This is a genomic window from Rhizobium sp. SU303, from assembly GCF_021052345.1.
GTDB lineage: Bacteria > Pseudomonadota > Alphaproteobacteria > Rhizobiales > Rhizobiaceae > Rhizobium > Rhizobium laguerreae.
Map to the genome: position 1 here is coordinate 690,691 of NZ_CP088095.1, position 18,187 is coordinate 708,877.

17 protein-coding genes and 1 pseudogene are annotated in these 18,187 nt (G+C 60.9%); 6 read left to right on the plus strand and 12 right to left on the minus strand.

All coding sequences use genetic code 11. The features are described 5' to 3' along the window. Nucleotides 1-266 precede the first annotated feature (266 nt). Entirely contained in the window at nucleotides 267-1,442 is a 1,176-nt protein-coding gene (locus RlegSU303_RS03325; protein WP_206106460.1) for a sulfite oxidase, read from the plus strand. A gap of 551 nt (nucleotides 1,443-1,993) precedes the next feature. Beyond that, nucleotides 1,994-2,620: a class I SAM-dependent methyltransferase gene (locus RlegSU303_RS03330; RefSeq protein WP_131709940.1), complete on the plus strand. Its 627-nt coding sequence runs from the start codon at nucleotides 1,994-1,996 to the stop codon at nucleotides 2,618-2,620. A 194-nt stretch (nucleotides 2,621-2,814) separates the two neighbouring features. Here the strand turns inward: RlegSU303_RS03330 and RlegSU303_RS03335 are convergent, their stop codons facing one another. The 3 genes and pseudogenes from RlegSU303_RS03335 to RlegSU303_RS34465 form a co-directional block, all read right to left on the minus strand. Next, on the minus strand, nucleotides 2,815-4,023 hold the full coding sequence (locus RlegSU303_RS03335; protein ID WP_017959288.1) for an MFS transporter: 1,209 nt from the start codon (nucleotides 4,021-4,023) through the stop codon (nucleotides 2,815-2,817). A gap of 59 nt (nucleotides 4,024-4,082) precedes the next feature. After that, nucleotides 4,083-5,063: an AraC family transcriptional regulator gene (locus RlegSU303_RS03340; RefSeq protein ID WP_231283452.1), complete on the minus strand. Its 981-nt coding sequence runs from the start codon at nucleotides 5,061-5,063 to the stop codon at nucleotides 4,083-4,085. A 93-nt stretch (nucleotides 5,064-5,156) separates the two neighbouring features. Beyond that, nucleotides 5,157-5,285: pseudogene (locus RlegSU303_RS34465) on the minus strand (EAL domain-containing protein); the annotation flags it as partial. A 142-nt stretch (nucleotides 5,286-5,427) separates the two neighbouring features. On the opposite strand from RlegSU303_RS34465, the gene RlegSU303_RS03350 reads away from it, so the two are divergent. Continuing rightward, the gene (locus RlegSU303_RS03350) at nucleotides 5,428-5,934 is read left to right on the plus strand and encodes a GyrI-like domain-containing protein (RefSeq protein ID WP_231283453.1); all 507 of its coding nucleotides are present in this window, start codon (nucleotides 5,428-5,430) and stop codon (nucleotides 5,932-5,934) included. A 142-nt stretch (nucleotides 5,935-6,076) separates the two neighbouring features. Continuing rightward, complete coding sequence (locus tag RlegSU303_RS03355) at nucleotides 6,077-6,499, plus strand: YybH family protein (protein ID WP_231283454.1); 423 nt, start codon at nucleotides 6,077-6,079, stop codon at nucleotides 6,497-6,499. A gap of 396 nt (nucleotides 6,500-6,895) precedes the next feature. Here RlegSU303_RS03355 and RlegSU303_RS03360 read toward each other — a convergent pair whose 3' ends face one another. Next, nucleotides 6,896-7,288: a winged helix-turn-helix transcriptional regulator gene (locus RlegSU303_RS03360; RefSeq protein ID WP_231283455.1), complete on the minus strand. Its 393-nt coding sequence runs from the start codon at nucleotides 7,286-7,288 to the stop codon at nucleotides 6,896-6,898. An 84-nt stretch (nucleotides 7,289-7,372) separates the two neighbouring features. Here RlegSU303_RS03360 and RlegSU303_RS03365 point away from each other — a divergent pair, with 84 nt between their 5' ends. Continuing rightward, entirely contained in the window at nucleotides 7,373-8,104 is a 732-nt protein-coding gene (locus RlegSU303_RS03365) for an SDR family NAD(P)-dependent oxidoreductase (RefSeq protein WP_027666707.1), read from the plus strand. Nucleotides 8,105-8,275: 171 nt separating this feature from the next. Here the strand turns inward: RlegSU303_RS03365 and RlegSU303_RS03370 are convergent, their stop codons facing one another. The 4 genes from RlegSU303_RS03370 to thrC are packed head-to-tail and all read right to left on the minus strand — an operon-like array spanning nucleotide 8,276 to nucleotide 14,554. After that, nucleotides 8,276-11,188 (minus strand): sensor domain-containing phosphodiesterase, encoded by a 2,913-nt coding sequence (locus RlegSU303_RS03370; protein WP_179040330.1) that lies wholly within the window; start codon nucleotides 11,186-11,188, stop codon nucleotides 8,276-8,278. Beyond that, nucleotides 11,185-11,799 carry a GNAT family N-acetyltransferase gene (locus RlegSU303_RS03375; protein WP_017959296.1) on the minus strand — a complete coding sequence of 205 codons (615 nt, stop codon included), beginning with the start codon at nucleotides 11,797-11,799 and terminating at the stop codon, nucleotides 11,185-11,187. Before RlegSU303_RS03375 ends, RlegSU303_RS03370 begins: the two co-directional genes overlap by 4 nt. A 28-nt stretch (nucleotides 11,800-11,827) precedes the next feature. Continuing rightward, nucleotides 11,828-13,126, minus strand: coding sequence for a M16 family metallopeptidase (locus RlegSU303_RS03380; RefSeq protein ID WP_027666710.1), 1,299 nt, complete (start codon nucleotides 13,124-13,126; stop codon nucleotides 11,828-11,830). Nucleotides 13,127-13,129: 3 nt separating this feature from the next. Further along, complete coding sequence (thrC, locus tag RlegSU303_RS03385; protein WP_151518364.1) at nucleotides 13,130-14,554, minus strand: threonine synthase; 1,425 nt, start codon at nucleotides 14,552-14,554, stop codon at nucleotides 13,130-13,132. A 288-nt stretch (nucleotides 14,555-14,842) separates the two neighbouring features. On the opposite strand from thrC, the gene RlegSU303_RS03390 reads away from it, so the two are divergent. Beyond that, nucleotides 14,843-15,490: a hypothetical protein gene (locus tag RlegSU303_RS03390; protein ID WP_017959299.1), complete on the plus strand. Its 648-nt coding sequence runs from the start codon at nucleotides 14,843-14,845 to the stop codon at nucleotides 15,488-15,490. A 57-nt stretch (nucleotides 15,491-15,547) separates the two neighbouring features. Here RlegSU303_RS03390 and RlegSU303_RS03395 read toward each other — a convergent pair whose 3' ends face one another. From RlegSU303_RS03395 to RlegSU303_RS03410, 4 genes are all read right to left on the minus strand, one after another. Further along, nucleotides 15,548-15,979 carry a type II toxin-antitoxin system VapC family toxin gene (locus RlegSU303_RS03395; RefSeq protein WP_231283456.1) on the minus strand — a complete coding sequence of 144 codons (432 nt, stop codon included), beginning with the start codon at nucleotides 15,977-15,979 and terminating at the stop codon, nucleotides 15,548-15,550. Next, nucleotides 15,976-16,611: a DUF433 domain-containing protein gene (locus RlegSU303_RS03400; protein ID WP_222372456.1), complete on the minus strand. Its 636-nt coding sequence runs from the start codon at nucleotides 16,609-16,611 to the stop codon at nucleotides 15,976-15,978. Before RlegSU303_RS03400 ends, RlegSU303_RS03395 begins: the two co-directional genes overlap by 4 nt. Nucleotides 16,612-16,751: 140 nt before the next feature. Further along, complete coding sequence (locus RlegSU303_RS03405) at nucleotides 16,752-17,144, minus strand: helix-turn-helix domain-containing protein (RefSeq protein WP_231283457.1); 393 nt, start codon at nucleotides 17,142-17,144, stop codon at nucleotides 16,752-16,754. 228 nt (nucleotides 17,145-17,372) lie between these two features. Next, nucleotides 17,373-18,062, minus strand: coding sequence for an HAD family hydrolase (locus RlegSU303_RS03410; protein ID WP_222372458.1), 690 nt, complete (start codon nucleotides 18,060-18,062; stop codon nucleotides 17,373-17,375). Nucleotides 18,063-18,187 lie beyond the last annotated feature (125 nt).

Consider the following 18,187-nt stretch of genomic DNA (forward strand, 5'->3'; position numbering starts at 1 on the left):
TGGGAGCCCGCTGCGCCCACTAACTGCAATCCTTCAGCCCGGCCCGTGGTCAAAAGGATCAATTGCCAGCCAAGAGCTACGGATCGCTGGACAACGTCCGCTATTAGCGCGAGAATCCCGTTGCTGAACGACTGCTAAGAGGGCGCAAGCGGTCAAGACCGCCGTCGACCCCTTTGCTGCCGTTCGAGGTCGAGCTGCGGAACGTGCGGTATGTGCTAGAATGCGGCCCGAAGGCGGAATGCGACGGACCCACTGCGAGGGGCGGTGTGATCGTACCGGAATTCGCGCGACCGAAAGCCGACATTGTGCTCTTGAAAGGGGCGACGAGGACGATGCCGACACCACAGCAACCCAGTCTAATAGTTCGACAGAAATCCCCACAGAACATCGAGTTTCCGTTTGCGTCGCTCTCCGATTGGCTGATCCCAACCGAGCTGTTCTTCGTGCGAAACCATTTCCCGTCGCCCGACCTCGATGCGCGAGACTGGAGATTGCGCGTTGGCGGGGCGGTAGAGCGGCCGCTCGAACTTGACCTCGACAGCATCAAGGCGATGCGGAGCACGACTCTCACCGCCGTCGTCGAGTGTGCAGGGAACGGGCGCGTCTACTATGAGCCGCCGAAGGAGGGGTTGCAGTGGCAGAACGGAGCCGTCGGCAATGCCGCCTGGACAGGTGTTCTTCTGCGCGAGATTTTGGAAATGGCGGGCGTTAAGCGAACCGCACGTGAGGTTCTCCTCGCAGGCGCCGACAGCGGCGTCGTCGACACAAACAAGAAAACGGCTTCTCCCGGCCCCATCGCTTTTGCGCGCAGTTTACCGCTTGAGAAGGCCCTAGCTGACAGCACGATGCTTGCCTATTCGATGAACGAGGAACCGTTGACGCGCGATCACGGCTACCCGCTACGCGCGGTCGTGGGTGGCTGGTTCGGCATGGCTTGGGTCAAGTGGATCACGCATATCACGGTTGTGGAGCAACCGTTCCTTGGCTACTGGCAGGCGCGCGACTATTTCCGTTGGGAGCGCAGCCTCGGGGAACCCAGGCTGGTCCCCCTTGCGGAGATGGAGGTCAAAGCGCAGATCGCGCGTCCCGTACAGGGGGCGCGTCTCATCGCCGGCCAACCGTACCGGATTTTCGGAGCCGCCTGGAGCGGAGAGGCTGTTATCCGGCAGGTGCAGGTCTGCACCGGAGATGGCAGGGGCTGGCGCGAGGGAAGGCTCCTCGAAACAGAACGTCCCTTTGCATGGCGCTTGTGGGAGTACATGTGGACCCCTGAAAAAGTGGGGCGATATATACTGCGATGTCGCGCGATCGATGGGGCGGGGTGCGTGCAGCCCGACCTCCAGCGTTCCGACTGCGAGAGCTACGCGGCCAATTGGATCGTTCCGGTGGAGGTCACGGTCGTTCCCGAGCCACAGGCGTACGAGGAGGAATTCGTGATCTAGAGCCTTTCCGGGTTAGATTGAAGCATTCTGTTGGCTCAAGCGGAGTCGGATGGTCGACCGGCCGGCGCGCGTCGTAGCCAAGCTCTACGGCCAAGCCGGCCGGTCGATCAGCCGGCCCGTTTCAGCCAACCCGAAGGGCCGGGCATCTTTTCGCCAGGACAAAGGCGATCGGCTCGGACGTACCTTGGGGTATGCCCGTCGCCAATCGCCTTTGTCCTGACGAAAATCTGCTCCGGCAGAATGCTTCAATCTAACCCGGAAAGGCTCTCGTCACCCGCATGGGGCGGAATGGCGGCTTTTGGCGCAACTGCGACCCGCGTTGTCACTGCGTCATGTCCGCTTTGCAGCAACAGCGACGGGTGGCTCGATGACCAATATGGGGGCGCATTGCCGCCCGGCAGCATTGGCTCGGTCGGTGGTCTCTGACCGCATTTCTGCTAAAGTTCGGAAGCATCGCCCGCGATGTCACCAACTGCCGAAGTGTGAGGGGCGCAACGGGCTGATGGGCCTGTCGCTCATCAGGCCTCTTGTCTTGAAGGAGGAGCGCTAGCATGAGCACCGACCTGGATACCGTGCGGTCCTATGATAGGGTCGCGGCGGACTATGCTGCCGAGGCCGCGGCGATGCCCGAATGGGTCGCGACAGAGATCGATGCGTTCGTCACCGAGCTGGGCGGCTCGGGCAGGGTGCTGGAGATCGGAAGCGGTGGCGGGCGCGATGCACTTGAGCTTGAGAAGCGGGGAATGAGCGTCCGGCGCACCGACATTGCAAAGGGTTTTGTCGAACTGCTTCGCGAAAGTGGCTTCGAAGCCGACCTGTTGGACCCGCTGACCGATGACTTGGCCGACCCGCAGCGTCCCGGCACGCCGTACGACGGGATCTGGGCCTGTGCCTGCCTGATTCATGTCGCGCGCGAGGATTTCGGCACGGTGCTTGGACGGCTTGCCGAGGCGACCCGGACCGGTGGCCGATTGCACGCCTCGGTAAGAGAGGGCGATGGTGAGGATGCCTCCACCCACGGCACTGCTGCAGCGCCGAGGCGCTACGTCGAGACATACTGGCGCGAGTCTGCCCTGCGGTCCGCACTCAGAGACGCGGGCTGGATCGTCAGCGAGGTACGTCGGTGCGTCGGAAAGCCCCATGATCATTGGCTGAGCGTTCGGGCGAGTCGGGCGTGACGCACATGGAACTTGCGGGAATGGCCGGTTGTGGCGCGAACATGAACTCTAGGTGGGTCGCGGTCATCGGCGATCGGACGGTGCTTCCTCGCCGAAACGAGAAAGCACCGTCGCGTCTCGGCTTAGCGTTGCTCCGGCACTCCGGGCACTTTGGACCTCGCCTCTTCTGCGCACCGTGGCCGGAGCTCGAAGATTCAGCCCCGGGGCTGCAGCAACGCCAGAACGATAGTCGATAACGCCAACATGGCTGTAAGTGTCAATGGCGCTGCCGGACCGTAGTGATCGACCACGTAGCCGCCGAACACCGCACCGATGCTGATGGCGACCTGGAAGGAAACGACCATCAGGCTGCCAGCTGCCTCCAAGGCATCCGTTGCGCCGCGGGACAAGTTGGTTGGCAGTACTACCGGAGCCATCCCGAAGGCGAAACCCCAAAGTGTAACCAGGGCAAACGCGATGCCGCTATATGAACCCCACAGTACGAGAGCAAGCGCCGCAAACGCCATCAGTGCGCCGGTCACAGCGAGTGCCGTGCGGATATTGGCGTCTGCCATTCGTCCGCCGGCGATATTACCGATCACAGCGGCAATGCCAAACCCGAGCAGCGCCAAGGCAATCGGCCCGGTGCCAAGGAGGGTTACCTGCTCGAGGAAGGGTCGCACGTAGACTGAGCCGGCAAAATGTCCCGTCATCAGCAAGACGATGGCAAGCATTCCCAGTTGAACAGTGCGCCGTTTTGTCAGCCCGAAGACGTCAGAAAGACTGTTGCTCGTGGTTGCGGGTAGCGTCGGCAAACTGAGAACCTGAAGCAGCATCGCAACTACCGCGAGGCCTGCGGTCATCGCCATGGCGGCACGCCACCCAAGCCAATCGCTAACCAAAGCACCCATGGATGGTGCAGCTATGGTGGCAAGAGAGACGCCCAGGGTGACTATAGCCATACCCCGCCCTGTCGCATTGGCGCCAACCAATCTCGCCACAACGGCAACTGAAAGTGCCCAGAAGCCACTTAGCGCGATTCCCAGCCCGGCTCGCCCCAACAACAATAGCCAAAAATCCGTCGCGAGGGCGGCCAGGAGATTGGAGCCGACAGCCAAGGCACTTAAGCCAACCAGGACAGTCTTCCGGTTCAGCTTGCCGATGAAAACATTGCTCAACAAGGCCGTTACCGCGCCGACAGACGCGGTTGCAGTGACAACCTGACCAGCTGTTCCCTCGCTGACGCCAAGGTCACGCGCCATCGGCGTCAACAGGCCCGCCGGCAGGAATTCAGCTGACACAAGCGCGAAGCTTGTGGCCGCCATCGAAATAACGGCAAACCAGGTAGTGCGGCTCCATGAACTCGGAACGGTAGTATCGAGGCCGATCGCGGTGCTGTCGAGCTGTGATGTTGTGTCCGTCATTGAAATACCTCCAAGGTTTGGAGGTCTTCATAGCGGAGTCTTTCAGGATGATATGTATCCTAAAGTCCGAATTCCATGTCCGTTCGTCCGGAAATGGTGCGACGCATAACGCCAGGCGATACGCTGGTGATGCGCTTGAAGGCGCGAGCGAAAGAGGCTTCAGACTCATAGCCCAGTTGAGAGGCGACCTCGGCAACCGACATGTTTTGACCAAGCAACTCTCGTGCAAGCTGCATGCGCAGACGGGCGAGATACCGCGCCGCGCCTTCTCCTAAGATGGCACTGAAGCGTTCCGCGAAGATCGAGCGCGATTGACCTGCCACGCCAGCAAGGGTCTCCAGCGTCCAGTCATGGCCGGGATCTCGGTGCATGGCTGCCAGCGCACGACCGATATGAGGATCACGGATCGCAGCGAGCCAGCCGCTGGTCGAGGCCCCGCTGCAATTGACCCAGCAGCGAATGAGCCGTGCGACGAGTACGTCCGCCATGCGTGACAAAACCGTGGCGCTGCCTATCTGGGGCTGGGACGCCTCCGTCGTCATCGCGGCGAGAAGCGGGCCGACGACTGGATCATTGCCAGCAACATCACAACCCTTGATGATCGGCGGCATCAGAGCGATCAACGGGTTGAGCGCATTCGCACCCAAGGCCATGGAACCGCAGAACAGGGTGCTTGTCGCGCCTGTTCCTTCCTGCACCACTTCGCAGACGTTCCCCCCCAACTTGATGACCTGGCAGCTCTTTAGCGAGTCCTCCACAACATCCGGCCTACTGGCCAGTCGGTGTTCGACCCCTTGTGGCAACAATACAAGATCGCCAGCTTGCAGTTCCTGCCATCCCTGAGTTTCTGTATAAATCCAGCATGGCCCCTCACTAACGAAATGAAATCGCAGCAGCTGTTGCTGCGGAAAGGCGATGCTCCACGGATCGCGCAGCTCACAACGGCCGTAGTTGACGCCGCTCAGGCGAAAGTCCTGTAGAACTTCGCTTAGTGCGTCCGTGGGAATATGCGTCGAAGACTGGGATGAACGATCAAGCATTGAGCCAATTTATATGCCAGGCGTCCGGACTGCAAGTATTGCCGATCCGGGCTTCCTCTGCCCCATTTGCCCAACCCAAATCGAGGTTAGTCCCATGTCGAGTTCGTGCGCCATTGATATCACCGACCGGAGCACGGTCGCCTTCTTGTCGCTGCTGTCGCGCACCAGGGCCTTGTCGAGCTTGATCGTGTCGAAGGGGAAGCGGGTGAGATAGGCGAGCGTGATATGACGCCCACGCTGGCACCGCTTCTCAGGTGATCCAATCAAAGCGGCTGCAGTACGAAAATTAGCTAAGAATTTTCGTAGCGGGGTGTCGGGAAAGCCGTTGGTCGTTCGTCATATTGCGAAGCCTACGGAGATAGACATGCTGACTTTGCCCGAAATTATCGAGTTCCAAGCACGAAAATATGTTGCCACTCGTCTGAGTGTGGTCATTCCTTTCGATAACGAGGTTGACCCTGCATTCGACGAACTTTGGGATGCCTTTGCACGGGCGGGAGTTGAGCCTGATGGCATCGAATTCATGAAATTCAACCTGATCGACATGCCGCGCCTCGAAATCGAAGTGGGCATGACGACCGACAGCAAGCTCCCTCTCTCCGGGCGCCTGGTCCATGGCGAGTTGCCCAGCGGAAGATATGTCAGGTCGACCTACACCGGCTCATACGACGGACTTTACGATGCAACCGCGATGCTGATCGGCTGGGCGAAGGAAAAAGGAATAAAATGGGACGTCACGCCGACAGAGGAGGGTGATTTATTCGCCTGCCGCCTCGAAATCCGCGAGAATAATCCCTCGATTGAACCCGATCCGTCAAGATTGGTGACAACGCTAATGATCAAAATGGCTGATGGCGAAGGTCTCGAGTGAGCGCGATCAGCCAGGCTACTCTATTTTGATCATCCGAACATCTCGTCTCGATTCCGGTTGATGGCCAAGGCCACTGCGGTGCATTGAGAACCGATCCATCTGTCAGAACTCCGGCAGCTGAACGCCAACAAAGGAGTCGACCATGATTGCATCCGCATCAAACGATCCAACCGGAGCGCAGGTTGAAGTCGCCACCTCGGCCGACGAGCGCGAAGTGAGAGCCGTTCTGGACCGGTGGGTCCGAGCCATCCGGTCGCACGATCTCGACGCCGTTTGCGCGGAAAGGACCGACGATATTGTGATGTTCGATGTTCCTGAGCCAATTCGGCTGGCAGGCATGGGTGAATACCGAAGCTCATGGGTGCAATATTTCGCGTTCGAAGGATCGAGAGAGTTTCAGCTGCAGGACCTTCACGTGGTCTGCGGCTCCGATCTCGCGTGGGCACACGCTTTGCTTCGATGCGAAGGTGTCCCGGAGGCAACCGCGCGATTGACGGTTGGTTTTGTCAAACAAGATGGCGCGTGGCGGGTCGCACATGAGCACCATTCTGGACCTGCGAAGTAGGCGCGTTGAGGTGGTAGCCGCAATGTCTGCTTCCAGGTGAGGGCAAAAGTCGCCGTTATAGCCGACAAGGGGGCGCAAACCGGTCACTGGCGTCGCAAAAAATCCGCCGCGAAACTCCAGCTCTTGCGACAGAGCCTTGCGGCGAGAATCCTCGACGCTTTCAAAGACCGGAGTGTCGCAAAAGTCAGGATTTTCGCGACAGTTGACAGCTTCTCGCAGGTTTTCGCTGAAATGAAATTGCGCGTAGGCGGCGCCGCTGACACTCTATCGCAATCGGTTTCGGGTAGCTCGGAAGACCCGGAAAACTATCCTCGACGATCACGGCGGAGAGTGGTCTTGCCAACGCTCAGTGGTGTTTTTCAACAGTATCCGCCAGAAGCGGACATAGCGACATTTTCAGCGACGATATTCGCTGTTGTCATAGCGTAGCGTGGCCGCCTCGACCTTGTCGCCGTTGGCCGCTGCCCATGAACACAGTGCTTCAAACGGCTCCCGCAGTGAATGGCCTAGCGGAGTAATTGCATATTCCACGCCAATCGGCTGCGTTGGGAGTACGGTTCTCGTCACAAGGCCGTTCCGCTCAAGCCTCTTCAAAGCGTCGGCCAGAGCCTTGTGCGTGATCCCATCGAGACGCCGCTTGATTTCGTTGAAGCGCGAGGGTTTGGGACAGATCACTGTCAGTATCAGGATCGTCCATTTGTCAGCGATCTTGTCGAGCACCGGGCGAACCTGCGCCATGTCGCCAAACGCGCTATCAGAAAGTGCTTCCAGGTCAGTATACTCGTCCATATCTAGGCTACTTCAGGTGCGTAATTGATACCAGATATACAACGTATATCATGGCGAGACCATCATCAATTGAAAGGATTTACGATGGCTCGAATGAGTAACAAGATTGCCCTGGTCGTCGGTGGCGCCAAGGGCATCGGTTTGGCAATTGCAGAGCGGCTTTCTGCCGAAGGCGCGAAGGTCTTCATCACCAGTCGTAGAAGTGAAGATGCCGAGAAGGCGGCCAGGGGTATCGGCAATGACGCGGTCGGCATTGCCGCCGATGCCAGTGTCCCCGAAGATATGGTGGAGGCTGTCGAAAAAGTGCGAAAGGCATGCGGGCGTATTGACGCGCTCGTATTGAATGCAGGCCTCTCCGAGCCAGCGCAGATCGCCGAAATAACGCCGGACCACTTCGACCGCCACTTCGGCGTCAACGTCCGCGGGATGGTTTTCGGCCTGCAGGCGGCTCTCCCGGTGATGACAGGAGGTGGGGCGGTCGTCCTCGTCGGATCCATCGCCGATAACGCGGGCTACTCTTCGTACGGAACCTATGCCGCCACCAAAGCGGCCGTCCGTTCCTATGCCCGAACCTGGACGGCAGAACTCGCGCCCAAAGGTGTACGCGTCAACGTTGTTGCGCCCGGTCCAACCGATACGGAAATGATGGCTGCGGTTCCGGAAGACACTCGCGCGGCACTTGTCGCTCCGATCCCGATGGGACGAATGGCGAGGCCTTCAGAAGTGGCTGCGGCCGCCTTGTTCTTGTTGAGCGATGACGCGAGCTACATCGCCGGTGCCGAACTGTGCGTCGACGGCGGCTTGCGGCAGGTCTAAGGTTCCGTCGAAACGGTGTACCCGATCTGAGCAGGTCGGGTACAGCAAAACGCGCTTGACGACAGACCAAGGCCGCAAATCAGCCGCATCGTTCAACAACGAGCAGGTGTCCGCCTCGGGCCGAAGGCGGCCTTTGTTGCTTCCGGAAAACCCTGAGACCAGCCGCTCCGATCAGGCCCGTTTCGTCAGCGGAAACCGGTCGCGAAGCAGCCGCAGCACCGATTCCGAAGGCATCGGCGGGCCGAAAAGGTAGCTCTGGCCGTAGTTGCAGCCCATCTTGGCAAGCTCGATCGCATCCTCGTTGGATTCGATCCCCTCGGCCACCACCTTCATGTCAAGCTCGCGCGCCATTGATATCACCGACCGGAGCACGGTCGCCTTCTTGTCGCTGCTGTCGCGCACCAGGGCCTTGTCGAGCTTGATCATGTCGAAGGGGAAGCGGGTGAGATAGGCGAGCGACGAATATCCGGTGCCGAAATCGTCGAGCGCCAGGCCGATGCCGGCTTCCTTCAGCTTCTGCAGCACGAGGCGGGCCTGTTCCGGATTTTCCATCACCATGGATTCCGTCAGTTCGAGCTTGAGGCGCGAGGGCTGGCAATGCGTCTTGGCGAGAACCGAACGCACGTCGTCATAGAGTTCGTTGTTGAGCAGCTGCACGCTCGACAGGTTGATCGAGACGAAGATCGGCAGTTCGCCGGTTTGGTGCTGCCAGCTCATCAAATCGTTGGTCGCTTGTTCCAGTGCGAACATGCCGAGCGGGCCGATAAGATCGGAGGCCTCGGCGATCGGGATGAATTCGGATGGCGGAATGTTGCCGCGTTTGGGATGTTCCCAGCGCATCAGCGCCTCGAAACCGGCGACCTCGACATCCTCCAGCCTTGCGATCGGCTGGTAGACCATCGACAATTCCTTGCGCTCGATGGCGCGGCGCAGATCCGTTTCCAGCTGCAGCCGGTCGGTGCCGAAGTCGCGGAAGGCCGGCTGGAACGGCTCGACACGGTTGCCGCCGGCCCGTTTTGCCCGGTACATCGCAAGTTCCGCATCGCTGAGCAGGCCGGTGGCGCTCTCCTGCCTGTCCACCCAGGAGGCGAGGCCGACCGAGGCCGTCAGGATGATCTCGCGATTGGCGAAGTTGATCGGCACCATGATCGCCTTGCTGATCGCATCGGCAAAATCGGCGACCTTGGCCGGATTGTGCTCGGAAACCAGGATGAGGCCGAACTGGTCGCCGGCAAGCCGCGCCAGCGTGTCCTGCGGTTTCAACAGCCGGCGCAGGCGCCGCGTCAGCGCGATGAGAATGTTGTCGCCGGCGGCAACGCCGAGCGAATCATTGACCAGCTTGTAGCGGTCGATATCGATCACCATCACCGTCGGCCGCAGCGTGTCGCTGCCCGGCGCCAGCGCCAGCACCGACTGCAGCCGGTCGAGGAAGACCTGCCGGTTCGGCAGCCCGGTCAGATTGTCGTGCAGCGCATCGTGAAGCAACCGTTCGACGGAATTCTTCTGCTCGGTCACATCGACGATCGTGCCGACGCAGCGGATGATCTCGCCGTTCGAGCCGAGCACCGGCCGGGCGCGGATCAACAGCCAGTGGAAATGCCCGTCCTCGGCGCGGATGCGGAACTCGTGGTTCAGCCGCCCGCGCCGGTGTTCGAGCAGCACATCGAGCGTGGCGCGGAAGCGGTCGCGGTCGTCGGGGTGCAGCCGCGGCAGCCAGTTGCGCGCCGCGCCATGCATGGCGCCCGGCGACAGACCGAGCTTGATGGAGACGTCGGGAATGGTGACGACGCGGTCGCGCGCCACATCCCAATCCCAGACCATGTCGCCGGAGCCGGTCAGCGCCAGCGATTGCCGCTCGAGATCGGAAAACAGCCCCTGCTGATAGGCGCCGCCGGCGAACGCATGCTGCATGACGGTGAAGCCGATCAACAGCACGATAAGCACCAGGCCGCCGCCGAGTGCCGGCTGGATGATGTCATTGTCGAGCCGGCCGGTAACGGTCAGCCACGCCCCGAACAGCCAGACGAGCGTCAGCGCCCAGGCAGGCACCAGCAGAATGGCGCGGTCGTAGCGGTTGAAGCCGAGATAGATGATCAAGAGCAGCCCCGTCGCGGCCGTCAACGCGAAGGAAAGCCTGGCGATGCCGGCGGCGATCGACGGGTCGTAGATCGCGACGCCAAAGAGCAGGGCAAGGCCGAGCACCCAGGCAAGCGTGGCGTAGCCGAGATGGGCATGCCAGCGGTTGAGATTGAGATAGGTGAAGAGGAAGATGACGAAACTCGAGGCCAGCGCCACCTCGGCGCAGGCGCGCCATATTCGCTGGTCGGCCGAGGCGACGCTGATCAGCTTGCCGAGAAAACCGAAATCGACGCAGATATAGCCGAGCACCGCCCAGGCGAGTGCTGCGGTCGCCGGCAGCATCGAGGTGCCCTTGACGACGAAGAGGATGGTGAGGAACACCGCGAGCAGGCCGGCAATGCCAAGCACGATGCCGCGATAGAGTGTGAAGGCGTTGATCGTGTCCTTGTAGGCGTTCGGTTCCCAGAGATAGATCTGCGGCAGCTCCGGCGTCGACAGTTCGGCGACGAAGGTGATGACGGCGCCGGGGTTCAGCGTGATGCGGAAGACGTCGGCTTCGTCGCTCGGCTGCCGATCGAGCGCGAAGCCTTCGCTCGGCGTAATCGCGCTGATGCGCTGCGAGCCGAGATCCGGCCAGAACAGCTTGGAATTGACCAGACGGAAATGCGGCGCGACGATGACGCGCTCGAGCTGTTCTTCGGAGACGTTGGCGAGCGCAAACACCGCCCAGTCGCCCTGATGGTTCTCCGAGCTTGCCCTGACCTCGATGCGGCGGCGGATGCCGTCGGCGCCAGCCGCCGTCGAAACCTGGAAGGCTTCGCCCTGGTTGACGTAGATCTCGGTCGTTGCCGTCAGATCGAGCGCGGTATCGTCACGGGAAATTTTTACCGGTTCGGCCGCCTGGGCAACACCCGCCACGAAGGCGAAGGCCGCCAGGAAAAGGGCTGCGATCACCGCGATCACTCGTCCGGACGGTGACTTGGGCAGCATGCGGTCTCTTGTCATCGGCTGTCGGTTTTCCTGCCTTTATCCGTATCGGTGGCGAGACGTGAAAACATCACATGGTCATGCCACTGACCGTTGATCTTCAAATATCCGCGCAGATAGCCTTCCTGTTGAAACCCGGCTTTTTCAAGCAGACGGATGCTGCGCGCGTTATCTGGAATACAGGCTGCTTCGATACGGTGCAACTCAAGCCCGGTGAAGATGTAAGGAATAACCAATTGAAGGGCGGCGAACATATGCCCCTGGCCGGCATGGCGTTCGCCCATCCAGTAGCCGATCATGCAACTTTGTGCCGCACCCCTTCTGATGTAACCGATGGTGACGCCGCCGACGAGCGTCATGTCGTCTTTCAGGAAAATGAACAGCGGCACCGCCTGGCCCGAGGCATATTCCTGCTTGCCGCGGACGACGCGGGCGCGGTAGGCGCCCTCCGTCAGCTCGTCGCGTCGCCAGGTCGGCTCCCAGGGTTCCAGGAACTTGCGGCTGTCGGCGCGCAGCCGGTGCCACTGGTTGAAATCCTGGTAGCGCGGCAGGCGCAGGAGATATCTGTCGTTCTCCAGCTGCACCGCTTCCGGCTGCCGCTGCAGGAACCGAAAAACCGATTTTGGCATCGATCACTCCCGGCAGGACGGACGTCGCTCAGCGGCTTGCCTGCAGCGTCTTCGACGCCGGGACCGAAAGCGAGGCAGTGATGTCTTCCATCGGCGCGAGCTGTTCCAGTGGTCCGATCGCCGAAAGCGTCGGCACCGTGTCATAGAACAGGCGTCCGGCAAGGTCGGTCAGCCGCTCGATGGTGATGCCTTCCAGCCGCTCCATCATCTCCGGATTGGAGATCGGCCGGCCGTAAAGCATCATCTGCCTGGCGATCTGGCCGGCGCGGGCAGCCGGACTTTCCGCACCCATCAACAGCTGGGCGCGGATCTGGGCGCGGGCGCGCTCGATCTCGTTCTGGTGGATCGCATCGGCTGACTTGTGCAGCTCGTCGATGATGACGGGCACCAGTTCCGGCAGGTTTTCGCCGCCGGTTGCGGCATGAATGCCGAAGATGCCGGTGTCGGAAAAGCCCCAGTGGAAGGCATAGACGGAATAACAGAGGCCGCGGAATTCACGCACCTCCTGGAATAGCCTGGACGACATGCCGCCGCCGAGGATATTGGCGAGGATCTGCGAGCAGTAGAAATCGCGGGCGTGGTAGGGCTTGCCCTCGAAGCCGAGCAGGATCTGCGCATCCATCAGGTCGCGCGGTTCACGCACGCTGCCGCCGATGTAACGCGCCGCGTCCATGACGGGCGGGGCGGAAGGGGCCGTCGGCAGGCTGGCGAACCGGTCCTCGACCAAACGCAGGAACGCTTCATGCTCGACGGCGCCGGTTGCGACCACGAACATGCGGTCGGTCGTGTAGTTGCGGCCGAGATAACCGCGGATCTGCTGCGGCGTGAAGGAGACGACGGTCTCCGGCGTGCCGAGGATCGCCCGGCCGAGCGTCTGGTCGCGATAGGCGACCTCGGAGAACCGGTCGAACACCACATCGTCGGGCGTGTCGTTGGCGGCGTTGATCTCCTGCAGGATCACCTGCTTTTCGCGCTCCAGCTCCTCTTCCTCGAAGGCCGATTCCGTCAGGATGTCGGCGAGGATATCGACGGCGAGCGGCACGTAGTCCTTGAGCACGCGGGCGTAATAGGAGGTCGTCTCGGTCGAGGTGGCGGCATTGACTTCACCGCCGACATCCTCGATTTCTTCGGCAATCTGGCGGGCCGTGCGGCGCGCCGTGCCCTTGAAGGCCATGTGTTCGAGCAGGTGAGCGATGCCGTGCTCGTTGTCCGTCTCGTTACGCGATCCCGATTTGATCCAGACTCCGAGCGCAACGCTTTCAAGATGCGGCATGGTCTCTGTGACTACTGTCAGCCCGGATTTCAGCCGGGTGCACTCAACTGTCATTGGCTATCTTTCTGCGCCTGCTGTCGTCTCGCCGCGGGCGTGCTTGCCGATAAAGTTTTCAACGGCTTTCAGCTCCGGTTTGATGATCTGGAAACGCTCCTCCCTTTGCATCAGATCAGCAAGCCACGTCGGAAGCGCCGGGTCAATACCGCAGGCGGATTTTACGGCGGCGGGGAATTTCGCCGGATGCGCGGTCGAAAGCGTCACCATCGGCGTATTCGGCTTTTCTTTCTTGGCAGCGACGAAGACGCCGATCGCCGAATGCGGATCCAGCAGATAGCCGGTTTCCGCATGGGTCTTGCGGATCGTCTCGGCGACTTGTTTCTCGCTGGCGCGCCCGGAGCGGAAGTCGCGGCGGATCGCCTTCAGCGCTTGCGCGCCGATCTCGAAGCCGTTGGATTGCTTGAGGCTTTCCATCGCCGCGCGCACCTTCGAGGCGTCGCGGTCATAGGCTTCGAATAGCAGCCGCTCGAAATTCGACGAGATCTGGATGTCCATCGACGGCGAGCTCGTCGCCTTGACCGCCTTCATGTCGTAGCGGCCGGTTTTCAGCGCCCGCGCCAGGATGTCGTTTTCGTTGGTGGCGATCACCAGCCGGTCGATCGGCAGACCCATGCGCTTGGCGCAGTAGCCGGCGAATATATCGCCGAAATTGCCGGTGGGCACCGTGAACGAGATCTTCCGGTCCGGACCGCCGAGCGCCACCGCCGCCGTGAAATAATAGACGATCTGGGCCATGATGCGCGCCCAGTTGATCGAGTTGACGCCGGATAGGCCGACCTTGTCGCGGAAGGCCACGTCGTTGAACATCGCTTTCACGAGGTTCTGGCAATCGTCGAAATTGCCCTCGACGGCAAGCGCATGCACGTTCGGTGACGACGAGGTCGTCATCTGCCGCTGCTGCACCGGCGAGACCTTGCCATGCGGAAAAAGGATGAAGATATCGGTGCGCTCGCGGCCGGCAAAAGCGTCGATCGCAGCCCCGCCGGTGTCGCCCGAAGTGGCGCCGACGATCGTCGCCCGCTCGCCGCGTTTCTCGAGCGCATAGTCCATCAGCCGGGCGAGCAATTGCATCGCCACATCCTTGAAGGCGAGCGTCGTGCCGTGGAAGAGCTCCATGACGAAGCTGTTCGGCCCGGTCTGGACGAGCGGCGCGATCGCCGGATGACGGAAGGTGCCGTAGGCCTCGTCGATCATCGCCCGGAACGTGTCGTCGGGGATCTCGCCATTGGTGAAGGGCGACAGGATGGTGAAGGCGATTTCCTGATAGGTCTTGCCGCGGAGCGCGCGGATCTCCTTCTTGGAAAAGCTCGGCCATTTGCGCGGAACATAGAGCCCGCCGTCGCGCGCCAACCCGGTCAAAAGGGCGTCGCAAAAGCCGAGGGAAGGGGCCTCGCCGCGGGTCGAGATATAATCCACGTTCGTCATCCTTGATCTATCGCTGGAGGAAATCCGGCCGGGCGCGGCGATTGCCCGCTCTGCCGGAAGTCTTGGCTGGAAATCGGGCCGGAAATCAAAAAGGGGCCGCCCTGCGGGCAGGGCTTTGCTCGTATGCTTTTGAAGTTGCCCGCATCCGGCGTCGAAAAGTGCATCAAAACGGCGCTTACCCAATCGATTTTTGTTTGCGCCGCTGATATAGACCATCGCAAACCGTCATGAAAGGCCCTGCTGAAAAGACATAGGGCCTCCAAGAAACGCTTATACAAGGGATGGAATATGGTGCTCGGCAAGGTCTCGCGTCTCATCGTCTCCGCATCTTTTCTTGCCCTGCTTACCGGTTGCAACTCGCTCGGCATAGGCGGCGACAGCAAGCCGGCAACGCCGGCGACCCAGCCGAACGGCACCGCCCAGATCATGCCGCTGGCGCCGGCCAACCCGTCCTCGAACAATCCTTCGATCGGCACCGCCACGACGGCGCAGGGCACGGTTGCCCCGGTCGTCCAGGGCGCCTGCCCGCAGATCTTCATGCGTGACCAGGATGCGATCTTCCGCACCTATGCAAAGGGCAAGAAGGACGATCCGCAGCAGATCGTCTTCCAGGCCTCCTTCGGCGATTACACCCGCCAGTGCACGCTGAACGACACGAACCTGACGATGACCATCGTCGCCCAGCTGCGCCTGATCACCGGCCCGGCCGGCACGCCCGGTCCGGTGACGCTGCCGATCCGCATCTCCGTCGTCGACGGCGAGACCGTACTTTATTCCGAGGTCACCAAGTTCCCGACCGAGATCCCGCCGGGCGCGCCGGGCACGCAGGTGATCTTCCGCAAGGACGGCATCACGATGCCGGTCGGCTCCGGCGCCCTGGTGCGCGTCAACATCGGCTTCGACACCCAGCCGGCAAAGACCAAGAAGAGCAGCTAGATGTGAGCTATTTTCAGTAAACGTGGGAAGCGGTTTTCGGACGACATCCTGTTCTAGCTAGGGCTCGATCCGCTCCGGGGGATCGGTGAACGGATTGAGCAGCCGTGCGCCGCGGCCCTCGAAATCTTTGATGTTGCGTGTGACAAGCACAAGGCGGTGAACGCGCGCAGTCGCTGCAAGCGCCAAGTCCCAGCGGTCCTTGTTCTTGGCTCCGAGCAGGCGCGTCCATTCTTCCACAATCGTGGCATCCACCGGCAAAATCCGATCTGCAAACGCTTTCTCCAGGGTGGCAATTCCCCGAATGATAGCGGCGGCGCGCCCCGGGTCGCGCCGCTTGAGCATTTCAGCACCTCGGCGCTTCTCGAATAGCGTCGCTACGCTGAGGCGCAGTTCCGTGTCATCGACGCTGGCTATCCACTTGCGGACGTTGGCGTTGCCTCGCGGGCTGAACTCACGCAAGACATTCTCGTCCAGCAAATAGCCGGTCACGGAATTATCCGCGGGCCTGCAACATCCGCTGCTTCGTCGACTTCATCGAAGGCCCCAAGTTCGGCGAGATCGGCGAGCGATCGCTTGAGGCTGCGGGATGGATAGGGTCGCCCCCGCTTCGGATATGCTTTCGCGTATTCAATGGCGGCCTCGACCTGCTCGCGGCTGAGGGAAGGAAAGTCCTCGACGATCTCCGCGACAGTCTGTCCGCGGGCAAGTGCTGCCACCATATGGACCGGAACGCGGGTAGCCTTTATCAGCGGTTCGCCACGCTCTAGGTCTACCCACTCCTTCAGAGCTTCCAGGCGTTGAAGCCGAGTTTCGAGATCTGCATCTATCTTCCCCAGGTCGAGCTCGATTTCCCCGAGACTGACGCGATGGGCGTCGAAAGAGAGTTGGCGGATCGCATCGTATAGTCTGCGACGGCCGGCAGGAGTCAGGTCCTTATCGAGGCCGTCGGCAACGAGCAAAAATCGCATTTCTGCCGGGCCTAAAAGCCTCTGAACAGCGCTGCCGACCTTGCGCTGGCGCGCCCGGATAACACCTGTATCGACAGCCTTGTTGAGAGCGGTCGCCGACCGGTTCAGGACGTAACCGGCCTCAGTCAAAGTGAGAGCGTGGGCAGCAGGCATAAGGACTTCCTTGCTAATTGATCTCCAATATAGGGATGATTTAAGCGGCTATCAAGGCAAGATCGAACGACAGCGTCATTGCCGTCCCTAATTCAAGCGCCGAGTGGCAGAGGTAACCAAACCCCCCTCAGCTTCGTTATTCAGGTTCTACAGAACACCGATGTCCGCAGCCCGAAGCCACCGGCCGGATCGTAGCCGTGGTCATCACTGCGCTTTTTCCGCGAGTGTGTAGGCGCTTTCTTGCGCACCCTCTGCCTGACAGGACGGCCAATGACATCGTCAATTGTCTTGGGCGGGCGAGGCGGAAACAAGTGCTCGAACTCAGCTTCGGCTTCCAGAACAAAGGCAATCTTCACAAGAGCTTCGAGCGAAATCTTTCCCGTCTCCTCGAACAGTCTTAGCGATCCGTAGGAAACGCCAGCTCCTGCTGCCAACTCCCTCTGCGTGAGGCCGGCATCAATACGTCGACGCTTCATCCGTTCCGACAGGCCGCCGATCACCTCAGCGGGAGAGGTCATATTAAATGTGAACATAATAGTGCTTATATCAGATATCGGACATAATTGCCAATATAATAGCAATTATCTCCGATCTCAATCGCGCGAAATCGATCGCACGGAATCCGATCGATACCTGCCGGTAGCAGCTCGAAGTCTGGCGGCAGTTGCCACCAGCGCAAAACTGCGCAGCCGTTTACGTCAGTGACTCGGAGAAACCAGAATGCTCTCTGCATAGCCCGCGGATCGCGGGCCTGAGGCGCCTCAGAGAACGTTGTCCCAGGCCGCCAGTGCGGCGACGACGCCCGGCAGGTCGTTCATGCGGGAGATTGCCGTTTCGGCGCCGGCATCGGTCAACTTGTCGGCATGGGCGGGATAGCTGTGCGAGGCGCCGGTAAAGCCGATGACGCGCATGCCGGCGGCGCGTGCCGCGTGTACGCCGTGGACGGAATCCTCGACCACGACGACCTTGTCAGGCGAAACGCCCATCTGGCTTGCGCCGTGCAGGAAGATGTCGGGCTTCGGCTTGACGCGGTCGGGGCCAAGATCCTTGGCGGAAAAGATGTTCGGCGCAAACAGCGGCTTCAGCCCCACCTTGGTCAGCATCATGTCGAGCCGCTTGATGCTCGAATTCGAGCAGATGCAGCGCTTGATCGGCAGCCTGGAGACGGCGAATTCAACGCCTGGGATGGCCTGGACGTCCTGCGCCAGCCTCAGGTCGAGCAGATGCTCAGACTTGTCGAGCAGGGAGGCCGAAAACGGGATGCTTGCCTCGCGCTCGATCTGCAGCAGGATGTTGCGCCACGTCATGCCGGCGAAGCGCTCGCCCATTTCCTCGGCGTCGATCGGATATCCGGCTTCGGTCAGAAGCGCGGATTCGACTTCCGCCGCGATGATTTCCGAATCGACGAGAACGCCGTCGCAGTCGAAGATGATGAGGTCGAAGCCGTCCATATGTTCGCCTTGCTGAAAGTCTGGGCTGGAAGTCTGGGTCTTGTCCGGGAATGCTGCGGCTTTACACGATGCCCGGCCAAAGCTCAACCAGATCTCAAGCATGGCTGCGATGCGGCAAGCGACCG